Here is a 646-nt window from a genome sequence, read left to right on the forward strand (position 1 = left end):
CCCTGACGAGGCCCGCCGGCTCAGCCGGCCGGTCGCTCCCCCAGCCGCCGCGCCCGGGCCGCCACCGCCCGCCGAAGGTCCTCGGTGTTGCGCCGGATGCGACCGCCCACCCGCTCGTCGTCCAGGTCCACCCATGCCGCACTCGTGGTGGAGCCCCCCACGTCGTGCACCACGGGCTCGGCCACCCGGTCGGCCTCCGCCACCCAGACCAGGCTGATGCCGTGGTAGTCCTCCAGCTCGCCCTCACCGGTGGTGCCGCGCCCGGTCCACGAGCGCACCGCGAGCGGCTCGGCCCTGGCCAGCGCGTGACCGGTCTCCTCCCACACCTCGCGGGCGAGCGCCTCCTCGAAGGTCTCCCCCGGGTCCACCCCACCACCGGGCCAGTTCCAGAACTCGGTCTCGCTGCGGGCGTCCCACAGACCGGTGAGCAGCACCTGGGTGCCCGCCGGGTCGAACACCACCGCGTGCGTGGCCACCCGCTGCCGGCGCACCGTCGACTCGGCCTCCACCACCATGCCCGGAGCGCTCGCGGCGGGAAGGTCCCGCGGGTCGTACCCCGCCGTGTGGTCCAGCACGAGCGGCCGCTCCAGGGCCCCGCGCGCCTCCCGCAGGTCGCCGGCGGCCACCCGCGGCGCCGCCCCCTCGA

1 protein-coding gene is annotated in these 646 nt (G+C 77.2%); it reads right to left on the bottom strand.

The window, feature by feature from the left end; translation table 11 throughout:
• Positions 1-20 precede the first annotated feature (20 nt).
• On the bottom strand, positions 21-646 hold a 626-nt coding region (locus tag HMPREF3099_RS08395; protein ID WP_141762084.1), incomplete at its 5' end, for an NUDIX hydrolase.

Source organism: Kytococcus sp. HMSC28H12, from assembly GCF_001816045.1.
Classification (GTDB): Bacteria; Actinomycetota; Actinomycetes; order Actinomycetales; family Dermatophilaceae; genus Kytococcus; species Kytococcus schroeteri.